This is a genomic window from Paenibacillus sp. sgz302190 (assembly GCF_059820445.1).
In genome coordinates this window covers 13,938-29,727 of the sequence record NZ_JBZYAO010000036.1, presented here as the reverse complement: position 1 = coordinate 29,727, position 15,790 = coordinate 13,938, and the positions used below count along the sequence as shown (strand labels likewise).

Genomic DNA, 15,790 nt, shown 5'->3' with positions numbered 1-15,790 from the left:
ACGGTTTGATGAGGAGGGGCTGGTAACCCCAGCCCTTTACTCTACAGAATGCGCAAAAGGGACTTCAATAGGCCGTCTCATGGCAACCAGCTGACAGCATCCACCCGACGCAGTCGATTGGAGATCGAGCACGCCAGCCTGCATGTGCCGAACATCCCCATCCTGTCTGTCGCTAGGCGGACGACGAACCCAAATGATTCGCGAACCTGTTTACAGGTAAGCCCCTGAAAAAGGGCGGTAAAGAGGCCCCTTTTCAGGGGCTTACCCGTGGTAACGAGGCAGCACGCGGTTGGCAGACTTTCAGTGCGCCTTAGCGGCGCTTGCATGTAACATGCCCTTATAGGGCTGATGGATGCCACCGGCTAAGCCGGTGATTTTGATCGCGCTATTTATGTTTTTCAAACCTCGCCGGCCCGTTCAAGTTCCAGCAGCGCCGATCTTACCGCTTCTTTGGAGAAATTTTCGCCGATGAATACGGCTACGTCAGGCACTTCGCCCTTCGGCGTTATTTTGACGAAATCCATTTCCCGGTAGGCAAATTGAAACATGAACCGGCTCGCCGTATCCGAGAAGCTGAGAATTCCTTTGGCGCGGTACACTTCCGCCGGCAGCTTGCTGACGAACTGCTCAAAAGCGCCGCTATCTACCGCATGCTCGAAAAAATGCGTGTACGCCATCACATGATCATGCGAATGGTGATGATGATGGTGGTGATGGCTGCCGCTATGGCTGGATTCGCCGGCGTTCATCTGCGGCTCCGGTGCCGGCTTTTCAGCACTGTCCGCTTCCATAGCTTCGAGCAGCCCCATATCGATGTGGCTGAATACCGTGTACACTTTTGCCGCATACGGGTTCCACTCGTTCACCAGCGCTTCCGCCTCCTGCAGCTCTTGCGGCGGCAAAAGGTCGGTTTTATTCAACAGCAGCATATTCGCGCACCGTATTTGCTCCTGCATGAGGCGGAACGTTTTGCCTCTGCTGGTACGGCTTAGCTGCAGCAGCTGCGGCGCGTCGACGACGGTGATGACGGCTTTCAGCTCCACCGGGAGGACCATGGACGCATCCGTAACCTCGTCCAATATTTCCATCGGATTGGCGATGCCCGTAGACTCGATGAAAATCAAGTCAGGCTTCTCCCCGGCGATGAGATCCTGAAGCGAAACGGCCAGATCGCCGCGGCTCGAGCAGCAAATACAGCCCCCTAGCAGCTCGGCCATCGGAACTTCGGCATCCATGAACTGGCCGTCCAAATTTACCTCGCCGATCTCGTTCATAACGACTGCGGGCTTGCGGCCCGATTCTTGAAAATAATGAATGGCTTGCTTCAATAATGTCGTCTTGCCGCTTCCCAGAAATCCCGACAAAACGAATACGCTGGCTCTTTTCCTTGTCATGTCAGCCGCTTCCCCCTCGGTGCATTTATGCTTACAGCCCGTCCGGGCTCGTCTCAATAGCAAATTTATTCAGCAAAATCGGCCATTTGCCGACGAGCTGAATCAAAAATGGCAGCAGTTTCACCCACAGCAGGCTCTGCTCCCTGTTCAAAGGCTTAAGCGGCAGTTCCAGGCGATCGTACAAAATCCGGGCTGCTTCTTCCACAAGCGAGAGCGCATGATCGGCAGGCAGTGTGCCGCTGACTTGTTCGAATTGCGGAAGGTACAGCGCGCTTAACGGTTCCGATAAATGATGGGCGGCAAAATGTTCGGATGCCATAATTTCCCCGATCCCTGCACCGATTAATCGGGCTGTTTCGGGCTCAAACGCATGAGGAATGCAATAAATTTCCAGCGCTAAAGCCGCTATATAAATTTCTTTGATCAACTCGTCTTCTTTGGCTTCCGAGAGACTCGGCTCCGTCAAATAGGCGGCTATGGCCGGTCTGATGTGTTCCCAGCCGTTTTCAATGCTTTTCATAGTCAACTGCATCATGGCCGCAGCAGCCTCAACAGGCGTGATTAGTTTTTTGTCCGTTTCCTGCATGTCGTCTAGTCCTCTTTTCCTTCTTCCGGATGAAAATGGATCGTCAATTCAATGATCTCGGAGCGGCTGCCCAGCCGAACCGGCGGTCCCCATGTGCCGAATCCCGAAGATACGACGGCGTGAAGATCGCCTTTGCGCAAAAATCCCCAGTCGAGCTCGAACAAACGTCCCGTAATCCAATGATTCGGGGCTATTTGGCCCCTGTGCGTGTGGCCGGACAGCATGACGTCCGCCCCCGCGTCCGCCGCTCTATCCAGATGATACGGCTGGTGATCCATCACAATAATCGGCTCGCTCCGGTCAACGCCTTCGAACAGAGTATCGAGGGTTTTTCTTCCTTCCGGCGTATGTTCGGCGGCTTTATCTTTTCGGCCGATGACGAACAGGCGATCCGCAATGTGCACCGTCTCATCCAAAAGCACGCGAATGCCGATCTTTTCCATTTGCTCCACAAAAGCCGGAATGTGGCCGCCGATGTATTCATGATTGCCGAGCACCGCATAGACGCCCAATGGGGCCCGCAGGTGACGCATGACGCTTCCCATATCTTTGCGAATAAAAGGCTGTATGTCATCGTCGATCACATCGCCCGGCAAAAGAATCAAATCCGGCTGCAACTCGCCAACTTTGTCTACAAGCCGCTGCAGATGGCGTCTTCCGACGATCGTGCCCAGATGAATGTCCGATGCGACAGCGATGCGGAGCTGTTTCCAGTCCCCTGCTTGTTTCGAAATGACCGCTTCGTATTTGCGGACGATCGGACTTCGCGCGTTGTAGGAGCCCCACGCAAGCAAAATGGCGAAAATAAGCGCAACCAGGCTTCCGAGAAGTTTGACAATTGCATCCGGCGGAACCGAAGCTAGATAGAGCAGCCAAGCGGCCAAATCCGCGACAGGCAGCAAAATGACTCCAAACTGCATGAACGCGAACCAGTATGAACCGGTGATTTTCAACGCGTTCTTAAGCCGCTCGGGAAGCACCCGTCTGCCAACCGCGGAGATCAAATAAGATAACGCGATGATCCAAAAGCAGATCCAGTATACTACCGGGTAGTGCAGAGGACCCAATAAATGAGACAAAAAGATGTGCCCGTGCCATCCGATATAACCGTTGACAACAATAACTAACATCAATACAAGGGCAATGATTGCTGCGACGCGTGGTTTCATATAGCCGCTCTCCCGTTTTCTCCGAAGTTGCTCGTTTAATTTGTGTACTTATCCTTTCTGTACTTTTCGCCGGGCGCTCTACACAGTTCGTCGGACAGACTTCTAGAACAGCAGGTTCACTTCCTCAATGCAGGACGCATCGTCATTGCGCACATTGCCGACCCGTGTCGAAACCGGATATGCCGTCATCTCGTCCGCCGGATACGGCTTCAGCAATGGCCGCAGCACTTCCGGCTGCGTGATGCGGCGGTCCAGCCATACCGCCTCTTCTTCCGGCCGCAGAATGACAGGCATGCGATCGTGTATGTCTGCAACGAGTTCATTTGGCGTCGTAGTAACGATGGTACAGGTTGAAATGCGCTTTCCTTCCGGCGACATCCACGTGTCGTACAGCCCGGCGAAGCTAAACAGCTCCCTGCTTTTGAACAAAATGCGCATCGGCTGCTTGTTTTTGCCCGTCCCCTTCCACTCATAAAAAGAGTCTGCGGGAATGATGCAGCGCTTGCGCTGGAACGGAGTTCTGAAAGCAGGCTTGTCCGCAAGCGTCTCCGCCCGGGCGTTAAGCGTCTGGTACGCGATTTTATCGTCTTTGGCCCATTCCGGAATGAGCCCCCAGCGCAATTCGCCGAGCCTGTTCTTTTCCCCGTCATTGACGATAGCCATCACCGACTGCCCCGGCGCCACATTGTATTTGGGCAAATGATAGGAAAAAACAGGCGCATCAATATGATAGCGGAGAATAAGCTCCTCCAGCGTTATGGTGATCGTATAGCGTCCGCACATCCGGCACCCCTCCTCAGCATCCGCTTCCTCCATTATGAGAAAAACAACGGGCTGCGTCAATTCGCTCGCAAAGCTTCGGCAGGCAAAAAGACGGAAAAGCACGAAAGACGCCCCCGCGGGCTTATCCCCAAAGCGGCGCAAGCACAACATAGCCGAACATGAAAAAAGCCGCCTGTCGGCAGCTGTTCTCCCATCGTTCGGCTGCAAGCCATTTATTTCTGCATGGCAATAATGATGACACAGATCGCGTTCAAAGCAATCAGCAGCGGCATGCCGATGACAAACGAGCGATGCTTCGTTTTGTGGCGCCATACGCGCATGCCGAGCCATCCGCCAATCGCCCCTCCGAGGGCGGCAAAAGCAAACAGCCGCTTTTCGGGAACCCGGCGCCCGCCTTTTTTCGCTTGGCCCTTGTCATAGCCCATTTCGATAAAAGCAATAACGTTCATAGCAATCAAAAAAACGATGAAATAGGTCAATGTCCATACCCCTTCAACCTCAAAATAGCAGCCACGCATACTATCATCTTAAGATCGAATGCAGGTATGGTCAAATGTTTCTTGCCTTATCGCTCCATCGTTTGAATACCTTGAAACAAAGTCGCCATATACAAACTGTCGCTGCTGCAGTCGATATCCGTCACCGGGTAACCGAGTCTAACCGAAAGAAGCGTAATCCGGTTTCTGATGTAACCGATGCGGAACAAGCCGCGATCCGAACATACATAAACTTCCGGGCCTTTGGTCACGATCGAAAACAGAAACAGGTTGGCGAAGCGGATTTGCTCGAACTTCCCCTGCTTGTTCCCGTGCAAAAGCGCCCCGTCCTCGGTAACGCCCAAAATGTGCCCTTGATAAAGACCAAGACCCGTCACGGCCTGACCAACGGAAAATTCCGCCCAGGAACCGACCAAACGATCGTAAATGGCGAGACCAAAGTCGACGGCCAAAACGACAAATTCGGGAAAAAATTGAAAGTCGTACACCATCGCATGGGAATAAGCCATCTTATGCCAGGAGGCCGACTGCTTGCTCCACAAACCGTAAGGTGTGGCCGCCCATGCTCTGCCGCCAATTTCTTTGTACTGGTAGCATCCGACAGCCAGCTCCGAATCCTGCCACAGCCCGTTGCCGTGTTCGTATTCAAAAAGCCCTTTATTCGTGCAAGCGAAAAGACGGGCGTCCTGAACGATGAGGCGGTTCACATGCGCCCCTTCCGGCAAACCGGCGCGAAGTCCTTCCCACTCGCCTTCTTTGCGCTTCATAAACACGCCCTTGCCCATCGGTGCGGCGACAAGCACATCGTCGCTAACTATTTTTATCGATGAAAAATGGAAAAGAAAATCGTGCGGCTCTTCATTATGTGAACGCTCGACCACCCAATCAACTCCTTTTATTTCAAAAGCAGACGGCGCTTTCCTTGTCATGTATCCAAAAAATTGAACCAAGCATATAATCATTTTAAATGATAATGATTCTCACTGTCAAATAAAAAAAGAGATAACCTCCCGGCTACCTCAAAATTACCTCAAAACTTGTACCTCAACGCTCGGATCCGGGCAGACATCCTCAAAGAGCTCGCTTGCTGGAGCCGGCGCATCATTAGCCGCTTCACCGACAGCGGCAGCGTGCAAAAAAACTGCAAAAGTACATCCTTTTGCCCACAGCCGGCCCTTGGCTCGACAAGTTCCTGCAAATGTGCAGGTTTTTCCGCTAAAACTCAAGGTACGCGCCACCGTGGCCGGAAATTCCTGCACAATCGCAGGCTTTTCGCCAAAATAACCCATTTCGAAGGAAAAACCTGCACTTTCGCAGTTTTTTTCCCTGCCACGGTGCTCTCTGCCCATTTTGTTCAATTCCGCGACCTCACGAGGAGAGATGCACACCCAGAAAAAGCGGCTGTCCCTCAAATTAGGGCCTCACTGTTTTAGCCCTGGCCGCCCAGCCCCGCGCCGGAATTTCGCTACCTCAGGCCGTCATCCCCGCCGCCGGTTCAAAATCAATCCAGCACCTCGCTGTCAAACACCTGCTCGCGCTGCAAATACGCCCGCAGCGGCATGTGCGCCGCCCCTGTCCAAAAGGACGAGTCGCCAACGAGCTCCGCCGCGTCGTCGCGGGCCTGCTCCATGATCTCGAAGTCGACCATCATGTCGGCGATGCGAAAATCCGGCAGCCCGCTCTGCTTCGTGCCGAAAAAATCGCCCGGCCCGCGCAGCTCAAGGTCGCGCCGGGCAATCTCGAAGCCGTCGGACGTGTCCGTCATCGCCTTCATGCGCTCCTTGCCGACCTCCGTCTTCGGATCGGCGATGAGCACGCAGTAGGACTGGTGCTCGCCGCGGCCGACCCGCCCGCGCAGCTGGTGCAGCTGCGACAGGCCGAAGCGGTCGGCGTCGTAGACGACCATCAGCGTAGCGTTCGGCACGTCTACGCCAACCTCGATCACCGTGGTCGACACGAGCGTCTTCACGGTGCCTTCTTTAAATTCCTGCATGACCGCTTCCTTCTCCTGCGCGCTCATCCGGCCGTGCAGCAGGCCGATCCGCATGCGCGGAAAATGCTGCTGCAGCTGGATGTGGACGTCGATGGCGTTCTGCACGTCAAGCTTGTCCGACTCTTCGATGAGCGGACAAATGACGTACGCCTGCCGGCCTGCCGCGACCTCGCGGTCGATAAAACCGAGCACGCGCTCCAGCATGGCGTGCTGTACCGCGTACGTCTTGATCGGCTTGCGGCCCTTCGGCAGCTCGCGCAGCGTTGAGACGTCCATATCGCCGAACGCCGTGATGGCGAGAGTGCGCGGAATCGGCGTCGCCGTCATCGTCAGCACGTCGGGGTTCATGCCCTTGCGCCGCAAAATGCTGCGCTGGTTCACCCCGAAGCGGTGCTGCTCGTCCGTTACGACGAGCCCCAGTTGGCGGAAGTAGACGTCCTCCTGGATGAGGGCATGCGTGCCTACGAGCACGTCGATCATGCCCATCTGCAGCGAGGCCAGCAAGTCGCGCCGCTGGCGGTCGGTCGAGCTCCCGGTCAGCAGCGCGACCTGCAGCCCGTAGGGCTCGAACAGCTTGTCGAGCGAGCGCTTGTGCTGCTCGGCAAGAATTTCCGTCGGCACCATCAGCGCCCCCTGGTAGCCGGCCCCTGCCGTCGCGTACAGCGCGATCGCCGCGACGACGGTTTTGCCCGCGCCTACGTCGCCCTGCAGCAGGCGGTTCATGCAGTACGGCTCCTGCATATCGTGCAGGATCTCGCCCACGACCTTCTTCTGCGACTCCGTCAGCTGGAAGGGCAGAGCGCGCACGAAGGCGCGTACGGCAGGCAGGTCGACCTGCTGCCGGACCCCGTCCGCACGGCTGCGCGTGACCGCGCGGTAAGCTTGGAGCTTGAGCTGGAACAGGAACAGCTCCTCGTACACCATGCGCCGCCGCGCCTGCTTCCCTTCCTCCACGCCTCCCGGCGTGTGGATGACGGACAGCGCCTTGCCGCGCGACATAAACCCGTACCTGCCGATCAGCGACTGCGGCAGCATCTCCCCCACCATGGCGCTGTACTGCGTCAGCGCCTGCTGGACCGTTTTGCGCATCCATTTCTGCGTAATGGAGCCTGCAATCGAGTAGACCGGCTGAACGGTGCCGGTTTTGGAACCCGCTTGTCCGGGAAATTCCGAATCGGACACGCTCATCTGCCTGCGCTTGCCGTCCCACTTGCCGGTCAGGACAATGTCCTGCTGCGGCCGCAGGCGGTCCTTCAGGAAATGGCGGTTGAACCAAACCGCCGTCAGCATGAATTGGTCGACCATCACCTTGCACGACAGCCGCGACTTTCCGCCGTACCGCTGCAGCACCGGCTCGCCGATAATGGTGCCCTGCACCGTTATGCGGTCCCCGTCTTTCACACTGGATAGCTCGCGAACCGTATAATCCTCGTACCGGTACGGCACATATTCGAGCAAATCCATAACCGTAAAAATGCCCATGGAGTTCAGCTCAACCGCTTTTTGAGCGCCGACTCCATGGACTTCGCGGATTGATATCACATTCAAATCCATTTGCTACACCGTGCTGACGAAAGCAGCGATCGTCCCCGGACCGGCATGTGCGCCAATGGTAGGTCCGAGCGTAATAAATTCGCCCCCGGCGACCCTGAAGCGCTCCGTAATGGCTTCGTTCAGCTGCTCCGCCCCTTCCCTGTTGTTGGCATGCGCGATATACAGCCGGCGGATGCCACGCCCTGCCAAATCCGCATCCAGCAGATCCAGAATGCGGGCTATCGCTTTTTTGTGGCCGCGGACTTTATCTACGGCCGCAACCTCTCCTTCCGCATCGATCGAAAGAATCGGCTTGATGTTAAGCAGAGAACCGAACAAAGCCGAAGCTTTGCCGATTCTCCCGCCCTTATGCAAAAATTCCAGCGAATCCACCAAAAAATAAATATAAAAGTTCTCTCTCATCGTGCGGATCAGCTGTAAAATTTGCTCCACGCTTTGGCCGGCTTGCGCCGCCTCCGCGGCAGCGATGACAAGCGCCCCGGTTCCGTAGGAAGCCGATCGCGAATCGACAACGTGCACCTTGAATCCGGTTTCCTCCTCCAGCATCGCGCTTGCGATCATAGCCGACTGGTACGTGCCGCTGAGCGCGGACGACAGATTTATGGAGATGACCTCCGTGTCCGGTTCTCCGCTCAGCTTTCGGTAAACGGACAAAAACTGTTCCGTAGACGGCTGCGACGTTTTGGGAAAATGTCCGGACGTTCTCAATTTGTCGTAAAACTGTTCTGTATGAAGCGTCACCGTGTCCAAATACTCCTGGTCGCCGAAATTAATTTTGATCGGAACGAACTCGATGTTCAGCGCCTCCCGGACCGCCACGGGAATGTCCGCCGAGCTGTCCGTAACGATACGAATGTTGGTCAACAGAGTTCACCCCTTTTACACGAATCTATTCTACCGAGAAAATGTAGGCGTATAGCGGTTGCCCTCCCGGATGAAGCTCGATCTCCATTTCCGGATATTTCTCGCGGATGAAAGCTTCCAGTTCATCCGTGTTCTCGGACGTCGCATCTTCCCCGGATAAAATCGTAACAATTTCGCTGCCTTCCCCGACCATTTCCTGCAGCAGCTTTTTGCAGGCGTCCATCAGGCTCGGCTGCGAGCTGACAATGCGTCCGTCCTCAATGCCGATAAAATCACCCTGTTTGATCTCGATGCCGTCCATATTTGTATCGCGGACGGCGTAAGTGACTTGTCCCGACTTGATCCTTTTCAAAGCTTCCGTCATAGCTTCGGTATTGGCCGCCGCGTCCGCTTTGTCCTGGAAGGCGAGAATGGCCGCCAGCCCTTGCGGAATCGATTTCGTCGGAATGACGACAACCGTCTTGCGCTCGACCCACTCAGCCGCCTGCTGCGCCGCCAAAATGATATTGGAATTGTTCGGCAGCACAAAAATAGTGCCGGCATCAATCCGGTTTACCGCATTGACGATATCCTCCGTGCTCGGGTTCATCGTCTGACCGCCGGACAGCACGACGTCCACGCCTACGCTGGAGAAAATCTCGGTTATTCCGCCGCCAAGTGCGACGGCTACGAAACCGTAAGGCTTGCTTGGCGCTGCCGGTTCCGCTTCGCCGGGCAAACCGCTTGCGGAAGCCTCGCCGTTTTGTTCAAACCCTTCAATAATATGAGTATGCTGTTCGCGCATATTTTCTATTTTGATACGGCTTAAGGAGCCGTATTTCATCACCTGGTTCATGACTTCCCCTGGATATTCCGCATGAATATGCACCTTCACCAGCTCATCGTCGGCCACGACAAGCAGCGAATCTCCGAGCCGGCCGAGCTGCTCGCGAAACCGGGTTTCATCGAACACGAGCCCCTTGACTTTGCCCGGAGCAATCGTCAGCATGAATTCGGTGCAATAACCGAACTCGATGTCTTCGGTCGCCAGGCGGGCTTGCGCGGGAAGATGCGCATGCGCTTCTTTGGCCAAATTCAGAGAAGTCAGGGCCGAAACGGCGAGCATCGGTGAATCCAACGAAGCGTATTCATAGCTGGGCACGGCAAGATCTCCTCCGAGCGATGCCACAAAGCCTTCGTAGATGCATACAAGGCCTTGTCCGCCCGCATCCACGACCCCAACTTCTTTCAATACGGGCAGCTGCTCCGGCGTCTTGGCCAAAGCTTCCTTCGCCTTCTGCAGCACATCCTGCATCAGGCTGAGCATGTCGCCGCCCCGTCTGTGCTGGATAGCCTGCTTGGCGGCTTCCTTGGATACCGTCAAAATGGTCCCTTCCACAGGCTTGACAACAGCTTTATAAGCGGTCTCCACGCCCTGCTGCAGCGCAGCCGCAAATTGCTCGGGATTTACCGTCTCCATGTCATGGACATGTTTGGCAAAGCCGCGGAACAACTGGGACAAAATGACGCCGGAGTTTCCCCTGGCCCCCATCATCAATCCTTTGGACAACGCATCGGCCGCTTTACCAATATGGGAAGATGGCTTCTTCTTCAGCTCCTCGCTACCGGCGGCGATCGTCATATTCATGTTGGTGCCTGTATCTCCGTCGGGAACGGGGAACACGTTCAATCCGTTAACCTTGTCGATATTTTGACGCAGGTTATCCGCTCCCGCTAAGATCATGGCAGTGAAGTCATTTCCATTTATTGAGATAAAGCGCTTACTCAAAGCGATTCTCCTTCCCGGTTATGGGGGTTTATTTGGCCACTCGGACGCCTTGCACAAAAATATTCACATCGTCAACGTCCAGACCGACGACATCATTCAGCACGTATTTCACTTTCGTTTGGACGTTGCCGGCCACTACGGATATTTTGGTGCCGTAGCTGACAATGATATAAAGGTCGATCTCAAGGCGTCCGTTTTCCCGGCGCACTTCGACGCCGCGGCTCAAATTATCGCGGCCCAGCAGTTCGGCAATGCCGTCTTTCAGCTGCTTTCTCGTCGCCATGCCGACAAGTCCGTAGCAATCCAAAGCCGCGGAGCCTGCCAGTATGGATATAACTTCGTCCGTAACCGTTACTTTTCCGAATTCGGTAGAGAGTTCGATAGACATTTGTAAACAACTCCTTAAGGTTTTCACTTTAGAAAACCGGGTTCATCGGCATTCCTTATGTATGAGATTATGGGCTAATCTTCATTGTACTATAACAAAGACAATAAATAAACGTCAAAAATAAAGGTAATTCGTTGACTAGGTTTGATGGGCTATGCTATTATATTTAAGTGTGTTTTCGCTGGCTATAAGATGTAAGTTAAAAAGCCAAGTCTAAATTTGAGGAAAGCTGTCATGTCAAGCTTAGGCTTGCCACCCAGGCTGCTTTGTATACTGCCGAAGGAGGTGTCAAACATGTCCCGCAAATGCTTTATTACAGGTAAAGGACCAGGCACTGGAAATCATGTGTCCCACGCTAACAATAAAAACAAGCGTACTTGGGGCGTTAACGTTCAAAAGGTTCGCATCCTCGTTAACGGTAAACCTAAACGTGTCTACGTAAGCGCTCGTGCGCTGAAGTCCGGAAAAGTGACTCGCGTTTAAATAGCGGCATGATAGACAAAAAGCACCTTACAGGTGCTTTTTTTGCTTTTTCTGGGTTAAGTATGTCCGCGCTTAGTTTTTGCTGAACGTATTAAGTAAAGCCTTCACGAAACCACCCAAAAATTTCGGTAGCTTGATTGTGTAGAACTTCATACTCTACCCCTCCTTCACAGGTTGCATGACTGCTCCTCGCATCGTCACAACAGTATACGCCCGGACCTTAAAAACGTGCCTTGTTTTATAGGTACCCAAGTAAATTAAAATTATTGCTCCCGTAAGATTCGCCTCCAGAAAGCAAAAAAAGCTACAAGAGCGTTTCACTCTTGTAACTATATGTATGCGGATTTTATCCGGTTATGCCGTTCATGTGGGTATAAAGTACAAATGCAAAGCTAAATATGAAGTAGAGAATGACCGACAGTACAATAAACCAGATTCGAAGTCCCTTTTGCTCAAAGCGGCGGAAAAAGCGGATGCCCGCATAAAGCGCTCCGAGCGAGAATATGAATTTGGACATGTCGTGTATGTTCGTATATAGCGTAAGCAATACCCCGCACAGTATACTGTAGATGAACAGCCAGAAGATTTTCATCGTCTCCCGCTTCCTTTCTACCCGCGAATTCTCCGTATCGCATCCGCGCGGTTTGGCTGGCCGAATACGGCGTTGCCGGCTACTAGCACATCCGCGCCCGCTTCGACCACTTGCCGCGCAGTCGCTTCGTTGATGCCCCCGTCTACTTCGATATGCAGCCCGTGAAGCCCTTTTGCATGCGCTTGTTCCCGCAAAGCGCGGATTTTGCCGAGCATGCCCGGAATAAACGCTTGCCCGCCGAAGCCCGGGTTCACCGTCATAATAAGAACGAGATCAAGCCGCTCGTCCAATACGTGTTCGATCATGGAAATCGGCGTCGCCGGATTCAACACGACACCCGCCCGAACGCCGCTCTCTTTAATGAGATGCAGCGTCCGGTGCAAATGCGTGCAAGCCTCCACATGAACGGAGATCAAATCGCTGCCCGCTTTCACAAAATCGGGAATATAGCGGTCCGGCTCTTCAATCATCAAATGCACATCGAGCGGAAGCTTCGTCATTGGACGAATCGAATCGACCACAAGCGGCCCGATCGTAATGTTCGGCACAAAATGCCCGTCCATCACGTCTACATGAATCCAGTCTGCTCCGCCGAGTTCGGCCTCTTTAATCTCTTCCCCAAGCTTGGCAAAATTTGCCGATAAAATCGAAGGCGCTACATACACCATCAGGTTAATACCTCCTCTTGCGATCTTTCATTTCAGCCAAAAACAATAAATAGTGGTCGTAACGCGATGCCGCAATCGTCCCCTCGGCGACAGCCTCCCGCACTTTGCAGTTCGGCTCGTGAAGATGCAGGCAGCCGCGGAACTTGCAGCCTTCCGCATGCGCTGCAAACTCCTTGAAGCAGCCGCCGAGCTGCTCGGCTTCCAGCTCCATGAAGTCAAGCTGGCTGAACCCGGGTGTATCCGCCACGTACCCGCCCGCATCCAGCGGAAGCAGCTCGACGTGGCGGGTCGTATGCTTACCCCGGCCCAGCCGCTGGCTGATCGCGTTCGTCTCCAGTTCGGCGCCGCTGATCAGCTCATTGAGCAAAGAAGATTTGCCGACGCCCGACTGCCCGGCAAACACGCTGATCCGGTTTTGCAAATGGCGCTGAACGTCTTCCACGCCTTCATGTCGCCTGGAGCTTGTCGTCACGATCGGATAGCCGATTTGCTCGTAGAGCTCGCGCATCCGCGCAAACTCCGCCACCGTCAGCGTCCCTTCCCCTTCCGAACCGCTTGCTTCCAGCAGGTCGTATTTCGTAAAGCACAGAAGCACATCCAGCCCGGTGCTCTCGATATGAACGAGAAACTTGTCAAGCAGCTGCAGATTGAGCACAGGCTCCGTGACGGCGAATACAAGCACGACCAGGTCGACGTTTGCAATCGGCGGTCTGATCAGCTCCGACGAGCGGGGAAGCACTTCGGTTACCGTGCCTTCCCCGTTCTCCGTCAGCTCGTATTTCACCTGATCCCCGACGAGCGGGGAAATATTTTTTTTCTTGAACACGCCTCTTGCACGGCAGGTTACGCAATCCGCCTCGCGGATGTTCGCCCCTTCGGGCAGGACGTAGTAATAACCGCTTAATGCCTTAACGATGGATCCTTGTGGCATTAATTCGCGCCTCCAGTTCCGGGTTTGGCCGAAGCGCCGCCCGGCTGCCCTTGGCCGGTATTCCCGCTGCCGCTGGCCGGAACAGCGGGACCGGTGCTTTGCTGTTTCGGCGATGCGCTGGGAGCTGCCGGGGCCGACGGGCTGGGCGTAGCGTTCTTGCCATTTTTTTGATCCAAATAATCCTGATACGTCCGGGTAATCGAATTCACCAGATTGTCGCCTTCTTTGATCAAAATAACGGCTTTCTTTTCGGGCGATACGATGACTTTGACATCGATATTTTGCGGTTTGCTCACTTTTTCCGTCATGTATTCGAAGTTGTCGTACTGCGCGTCGCTCACGACGATCTTGAACACCGTATCCTTGCCTTCCTCCGTAGGTTTGACCGGGATGCTGACGTTGAGCTGGCCGGCGTCTTCGGGCAGTCCGTCGCTGACGACGAGGTTGATCTCGGCACCTGCCGCTACATCCACATTTTTATCGTAAGGAAACTGCCTGGTGACTTTGCCCTTCGGATATTTGTAGCTTTTCTCCCGGGTAACGCCGTTTGCCGCCAGTTTCAAATTAAGCTTGGCGATCTGATCCTTGGCGTCCTTCTCCGTCATGCCGACGAGATCGGGCATTTTGAACGTTTCCTTCGCTCTGGTGACCGTAAGCGTAATCGCTGCTTTGTCGAGCTCGAACTCCTCGCCGGGCGCCGGGGTTTGCTGCTGAATCATGTCCGGCTTATCGTCGATGGCTCCCGGCTTGACCGTGATTTGATCGTCTCTAATGCCGAGCGACTGGAGCTTGAGCTTGGCGTCCGTCAAAGACTGGCCGACGTAATTGTCCATCTTTATTTTGGCGATGCCCTCGCTCACGTACAGCGTGACTTTGGTTCCGACGTTCAGCTTCAGGCCGGACGGGTCCTGGCGCAGGACGAGGTCTTTGTCTTCCTTGCTTTTTTCGTAGATGACCGTTGAGCCAAGCTTCACCGCTGTCAATTCGGCCTGCGCCTGAACAAGCGGCTTATGCGCGACATTCGGCACTTCCACGGTTTCGACCGTGAACATGCCTTTTACATACCCGACCAAATACCACATCGCGCCCAGCACGATAAGCAGGATGACGATCCAGACCACCGGCTTGACCCAGCCCTTTTTCTTCACCGGAGCGGATTCCTCCCGCCAGCCGGGCTTGTCAAACTCTTCGTCCTTGAACTCGCCGATCTGGTTCGGGCGAATAGCCGGCATGACCAGCGTACGCTCCTCGTCCATCCCGTCGGCATCCCAAAAAGTAACCTTGGCCTCGTTGCGGCGGTCCAAATTCAGGCACGAATCGAGATCTTCCATCATCTGCTTTGCGGATTGATAGCGCTCCTCGGGCTTTTTGCGCATCGCTTTTAAAATAATGTTCTCCACGCTTTGCGGGATGAGCGGATTCACCTTGCGCGGTTCCTCCACATCCTCCTGCAAATGCTTGAGCGCGACGCTGATCGGGCTTTCCCCGAGAAAAGGCAGCCTGGCCGTCAGCATCTGGTACATGACGATGCCGAGCGAGTACAAATCCGATTTTTCTCCCGTATTCGTTCCTTTAGCGTGCTCCGGCGAAAAATAGTGTACCGATCCAACGACCGAGCCCGTCTGCGTGATCGTCGAAGACGTCGCAGCCCGGGCGATGCCGAAATCAGTCACTTTGATCCGGCCGTTTCTGCCGATCAAAATATTATGAGGCTTAATATCGCGGTGAATGATCTCATTGTGGTGGGCATGATCCAGCGCATCGGCGATTTGGCTGGCGTAATGAACAGCCTCCTCCACCTGCAGGGGCGCTTTTTCCTTGATCAAGTCGTTCAAGGTCGTGCCCTCGATATATTCCATGACGATATAATGAATTTCGCCTTCCTGCCCGACATCGTAAATACTGACGACATTGGGATGAGAAAGGGAAGCGGCCGCTTGGGCCTCTCTGCGAAAGCGCCGTATGAACTCCTCGTCGTGAACGTACTGCTGGCGCAGCACTTTAACGGCCACTTTGCGATTCAGCAGCAGATCCTGCCCTTTATATACCAAAGCCATGCCGCCGCCGCCGATTCTCTCCAAAATTTCATAGCGGCCTCCAAGCTTTTTACCGATCAATTC

The 15,790-nt window shown here is 54.4% G+C and carries 17 protein-coding genes; 1 reads left to right on the top strand and 16 read right to left on the bottom strand.

The features are described from left to right. Positions 1 to 398: 398 nt before the first annotated feature. From AC6RNO_RS28665 to AC6RNO_RS28615, 11 genes are all read right to left on the bottom strand, one after another. Positions 399 to 1,394: a CobW family GTP-binding protein gene (locus AC6RNO_RS28665; protein WP_488437911.1), complete on the bottom strand. Its 996-nt coding sequence runs from the start codon at positions 1,392 to 1,394 to the stop codon at positions 399 to 401. A gap of 31 nt (positions 1,395 to 1,425) precedes the next feature. Next, complete coding sequence (locus AC6RNO_RS28660) at positions 1,426 to 1,980, bottom strand: hypothetical protein (RefSeq protein ID WP_488437912.1); 555 nt, start codon at positions 1,978 to 1,980, stop codon at positions 1,426 to 1,428. A 5-nt stretch (positions 1,981 to 1,985) separates the two neighbouring features. Next, positions 1,986 to 3,149, bottom strand: a complete 1,164-nt coding sequence (locus tag AC6RNO_RS28655; protein WP_474686603.1) for a metallophosphoesterase — start codon at positions 3,147 to 3,149, stop codon at positions 1,986 to 1,988. 102 nt (positions 3,150 to 3,251) lie between these two features. Further along, on the bottom strand, positions 3,252 to 3,932 hold the full coding sequence (locus AC6RNO_RS28650) for an SOS response-associated peptidase (protein WP_474686602.1): 681 nt from the start codon (positions 3,930 to 3,932) through the stop codon (positions 3,252 to 3,254). Positions 3,933 to 4,144: 212 nt separating this feature from the next. Continuing rightward, complete coding sequence (locus AC6RNO_RS28645; protein WP_474686601.1) at positions 4,145 to 4,411, bottom strand: DUF1294 domain-containing protein; 267 nt, start codon at positions 4,409 to 4,411, stop codon at positions 4,145 to 4,147. A gap of 86 nt (positions 4,412 to 4,497) precedes the next feature. Further along, positions 4,498 to 5,310: a hypothetical protein gene (locus AC6RNO_RS28640; protein WP_474686600.1), complete on the bottom strand. Its 813-nt coding sequence runs from the start codon at positions 5,308 to 5,310 to the stop codon at positions 4,498 to 4,500. Between the two features lie 144 nt (positions 5,311 to 5,454). Further along, on the bottom strand, positions 5,455 to 5,787 hold the full coding sequence (locus AC6RNO_RS28635; protein WP_497107568.1) for a hypothetical protein: 333 nt from the start codon (positions 5,785 to 5,787) through the stop codon (positions 5,455 to 5,457). A gap of 143 nt (positions 5,788 to 5,930) precedes the next feature. Continuing rightward, entirely contained in the window at positions 5,931 to 7,976 is a 2,046-nt protein-coding gene (gene recG / locus AC6RNO_RS28630) for an ATP-dependent DNA helicase RecG (RefSeq protein WP_488437914.1), read from the bottom strand. Between the two features lie 3 nt (positions 7,977 to 7,979). After that, a complete protein-coding gene (locus AC6RNO_RS28625; protein ID WP_488437915.1) occupies positions 7,980 to 8,840 on the bottom strand; it encodes a DegV family protein in 861 nt (286 codons plus the stop codon). A 25-nt stretch (positions 8,841 to 8,865) separates the two neighbouring features. Further along, complete coding sequence (locus tag AC6RNO_RS28620) at positions 8,866 to 10,608, bottom strand: DAK2 domain-containing protein (protein ID WP_488437916.1); 1,743 nt, start codon at positions 10,606 to 10,608, stop codon at positions 8,866 to 8,868. A gap of 28 nt (positions 10,609 to 10,636) precedes the next feature. Continuing rightward, positions 10,637 to 10,996 carry an Asp23/Gls24 family envelope stress response protein gene (locus AC6RNO_RS28615; RefSeq protein ID WP_474686595.1) on the bottom strand — a complete coding sequence of 120 codons (360 nt, stop codon included), beginning with the start codon at positions 10,994 to 10,996 and terminating at the stop codon, positions 10,637 to 10,639. A 294-nt stretch (positions 10,997 to 11,290) separates the two neighbouring features. Between AC6RNO_RS28615 and rpmB the strand changes: the two genes are divergently transcribed. Then, complete coding sequence (gene rpmB, locus AC6RNO_RS28610; RefSeq protein ID WP_474686594.1) at positions 11,291 to 11,479, top strand: 50S ribosomal protein L28; 189 nt, start codon at positions 11,291 to 11,293, stop codon at positions 11,477 to 11,479. Between the two features lie 72 nt (positions 11,480 to 11,551). Here rpmB and spoVM read toward each other — a convergent pair whose 3' ends face one another. From spoVM to pknB, 5 genes are all read right to left on the bottom strand, one after another. Continuing rightward, the gene (gene spoVM, locus AC6RNO_RS28605; protein ID WP_474686636.1) at positions 11,552 to 11,632 is read right to left on the bottom strand and encodes a stage V sporulation protein SpoVM; all 81 of its coding nucleotides are present in this window, start codon (positions 11,630 to 11,632) and stop codon (positions 11,552 to 11,554) included. Positions 11,633 to 11,825: 193 nt separating this feature from the next. Next, a complete protein-coding gene (locus AC6RNO_RS28600; RefSeq protein ID WP_474686593.1) occupies positions 11,826 to 12,071 on the bottom strand; it encodes a hypothetical protein in 246 nt (81 codons plus the stop codon). Between the two features lie 17 nt (positions 12,072 to 12,088). After that, positions 12,089 to 12,739: a ribulose-phosphate 3-epimerase gene (gene rpe / locus AC6RNO_RS28595; protein WP_497107567.1), complete on the bottom strand. Its 651-nt coding sequence runs from the start codon at positions 12,737 to 12,739 to the stop codon at positions 12,089 to 12,091. Positions 12,740 to 12,743: 4 nt separating this feature from the next. After that, the gene (gene rsgA / locus AC6RNO_RS28590; protein ID WP_474686591.1) at positions 12,744 to 13,670 is read right to left on the bottom strand and encodes a ribosome small subunit-dependent GTPase A; all 927 of its coding nucleotides are present in this window, start codon (positions 13,668 to 13,670) and stop codon (positions 12,744 to 12,746) included. Further along, a complete protein-coding gene (gene pknB, locus AC6RNO_RS28585) occupies positions 13,670 to 15,787 on the bottom strand; it encodes a Stk1 family PASTA domain-containing Ser/Thr kinase (protein WP_497107566.1) in 2,118 nt (705 codons plus the stop codon). Before pknB ends, rsgA begins: the two co-directional genes overlap by 1 nt. Between the last annotated feature and the right edge of the window lie 3 nt (positions 15,788 to 15,790).

Coding starts and splice junctions, on each gene's coding strand:
- spoVM (WP_474686636.1), bottom strand. CDS start 11,632: ATGAAGTTCTACACAATCAAGCTACCGAAATTTTTGGGTGGTTTCGTG.
- AC6RNO_RS28655 (WP_474686603.1), bottom strand. CDS start 3,149: ATGAAACCACGCGTCGCAGCAATCATTGCCCTTGTATTGATGTTAGTT.
- AC6RNO_RS28650 (WP_474686602.1), bottom strand. CDS start 3,932: ATGTGCGGACGCTATACGATCACCATAACGCTGGAGGAGCTTATTCTC.
- AC6RNO_RS28660 (WP_488437912.1), bottom strand. CDS start 1,980: ATGCAGGAAACGGACAAAAAACTAATCACGCCTGTTGAGGCTGCTGCG.
- rpe (WP_497107567.1), bottom strand. CDS start 12,739: ATGGTGTATGTAGCGCCTTCGATTTTATCGGCAAATTTTGCCAAGCTT.
- rsgA (WP_474686591.1), bottom strand. CDS start 13,670: ATGCCACAAGGATCCATCGTTAAGGCATTAAGCGGTTATTACTACGTC.
- AC6RNO_RS28615 (WP_474686595.1), bottom strand. CDS start 10,996: ATGTCTATCGAACTCTCTACCGAATTCGGAAAAGTAACGGTTACGGAC.
- recG (WP_488437914.1), bottom strand. CDS start 7,976: ATGGATTTGAATGTGATATCAATCCGCGAAGTCCATGGAGTCGGCGCT.
- AC6RNO_RS28665 (WP_488437911.1), bottom strand. CDS start 1,394: ATGACAAGGAAAAGAGCCAGCGTATTCGTTTTGTCGGGATTTCTGGGA.
- rpmB (WP_474686594.1), top strand. CDS start 11,291: ATGTCCCGCAAATGCTTTATTACAGGTAAAGGACCAGGCACTGGAAAT.
- AC6RNO_RS28600 (WP_474686593.1), bottom strand. CDS start 12,071: ATGAAAATCTTCTGGCTGTTCATCTACAGTATACTGTGCGGGGTATTG.